2 protein-coding genes are annotated in these 2414 nt (G+C 50.9%); both read left to right on the top strand.

What is annotated here, in order from left to right; genetic code table 11:
* Positions 1-53: 53 nt before the first annotated feature.
* Positions 54-632, top strand: a complete 579-nt coding sequence (locus GX441_11500) for a hypothetical protein (protein ID NLI99267.1) — start codon at positions 54-56, stop codon at positions 630-632.
* Between the two features lie 69 nt (positions 633-701).
* The gene (locus GX441_11495; protein ID NLI99266.1) at positions 702-2288 is read left to right on the top strand and encodes a hypothetical protein; all 1587 of its coding nucleotides are present in this window, start codon (positions 702-704) and stop codon (positions 2286-2288) included.
* Positions 2289-2414 lie beyond the last annotated feature (126 nt).

Genomic DNA, 2414 nt, shown 5'->3' with positions numbered 1-2414 from the left:
CAGGATTGACAGGGTTCCTGAGAAATCATTGTAAAATAAACAAAGGAGAAACAATGGGCAGGAATAAAGCCCTCATCCTTGCCGCAGTAGTGATGGCGCTTGCGGCGGCAACAACGGCCCACGCCTATTATGAGACATGGAACGGCTGGTTCGTGGGCGGAACCCTTTATTACAATGGCTATACATACGCGGAGGTAGGGTCAGCATCAGGAAGCTCTGATGATTCTACCTATTCCGTGGCCCGTGACACCTTCTATAATATACATAGTCTCTCAAGCCCCGCTCCCTGTTTTGTATGCAGCGCACTTGACGATACGATTTATCTAAGACCCGATTCTCTATTGGGCGGCAAGGATACGGGTCAGACAGGTACAAAAGAAGGCAATGGTGTCTGGTCCGGCACTGCAATACGAAGAAAGAACACGGTAGAAACAACCTGGTCTGCGGTTAGTGGTACGTGGGACACAGGCACAAGAGACGATAATGAATATTTCAATTATGATACCAATCCAGATTCTTACTTATTGGGTTGGGATGTAACTTCAAGTACTCCTTCAGGCTTACCGGTGGTGGTTCCAGCAACGGCGCAAGACAATAGGAAAAAGAGGAGGGTAAGCCGCCCTCCTCTTTGAGCCTTTTTGAGCCTTGACAAAACTTTTAAGGATGCTAAACTTAACTGGTAATCGACCGAGGAGGCAGTAATGTTCAATCTGTTTTTTCTTGTTTCATTGCTTTTCACAGGTGTGCTTAAGGAATCGTTCCGCATTGCCGATGCGGAGCAAAAACATCACCAGGTATACGTTCGTGCGGCGATGGCTTCGGACGGACGTTTCGCGATTGCATGGATAGACAGCCTAAAGCTTCCGGTTGGATACGACTTGAATCTCTTTATCCGCTTTTTTGATAAGGATGGCAAACCATTAACCGACCCATATAAGATTTCCAAATTGGAGGACACGAATTGGATTTATCACCCATTTCTCGACATGGACAATGAAGGTAATACTGTGCTTGTCTGGGGTAACAATCCATCGCCTTCAGTGCACTCAAACGGCTTTATCCGTTCTCAAAGCTTCAATCCGCTGGGCACTCCTTCAGGGCCAGCAAGGACATTGCTCGATTATACTTTAGGGCCATATTCGATCATGTCCATAGACCTTGCAAATAACGGCGAGTTCGTCTTACCTTTTGAGGATACAAAAGGTGAAACCTACGGCATCTGGTTTCAAAGATTCGAACTTGACGGAACTCCAAAGGACTCAGCGGTACTGGCATTCGACGGGGACTCTTTTCCTCTGACGGATTCCACCGACATGATAATTTTGAATTATCACTCCATATCGTTGAACGATTCCGGGGACGTGGTCGTTACAGTAACGGAAACACACCTGGGCTCAGGCATCTACGACCATATGCCGCGCTACCAGGTATTCAACCGCGACGATGAGTCCATCCTTCCCTGGAACCCCACAGGCTACCGCGTAAACGACAGCATCGCCTTTGCCAGATCAGGCCGGGCTGAGCCGCAATGGTTCGATAACGACCGTTTCGCAGTCTTTTGGCTCGATTGGGCCGCCGTTCCCGCTCCTGCGATACCGCTCCTCAGTCGCGTGTTCAGTTCAAGAGGCGCTGTTGCACATCCCATCTGCCTCCTGGATTGGGTCGACCCGAGGTATGCGACTTCTTCAGATGCTGCAGGAAGATTTTCAATAGGCATATCGCCTGACGACCGCTTTGCCTTTACCTACGACAGGGCCTACAAAAAATCCTGGAACCAGTTCTTCCACCGCGCAACAGGTTTTTTAGGAGAGATAAAGAACAACGAACCAAGCCGGACAACGGCCACCTTCGAGTACGATTTCCCGCTTGGTTCGGATACCGCCACAACAGGAGCACGTGCCGTTGTGTTTCCTGCTGTGGCAGCATCGGACGACCGCATCTTGTGGGTGTATTCGCGCTTCAACTCGGATACTATATTCGAGGCATGGGCGACCGTAACCGACTGGAACATGGTCGGCATCGCGGAGCACACTGAGACAAGGGACTTAAGCCCCTTGTCCGTTACGTCAATCGGTTCAACGATCACCCTTAGCTACTCCAACTGCCCGAACGGTTTCTCCGCATCCGTCTACGACGCAACGGGAAGAAGAGTTGATGAGCTGCGCTCATCACAGACTCATGGCACAATCCAATGGGGAGGAGGGCGTGGGTGTTACTGGCCTGGGGTGTATTTTATCGTGCCGCAGGTAGAGAAGGCTAGCCCTTCAAAAGTCGTGCTGGTAAGATAGGAGGGTCCCCAAGAAGGCGCGAAGCGGCTTCTTGGGGTACAGACACCCCCACCCTACCCTCCCCCATCGAGGGGGAGGAAACGGTTTCTCCCTCCCCTGGTGGGAGGGAATTGAAGGGAGGGGGAT

It is taken from the genome of bacterium, from assembly GCA_012517375.1.
Classification (GTDB): domain Bacteria; phylum Hydrothermota; class Tepidihabitantia; order B3-TA06; family B3-TA06; genus JAAYVC01.
The sequence above is the reverse complement of the archived record's forward strand: the minus strand, read 5'-3'. Positions and strand labels throughout refer to the sequence as shown.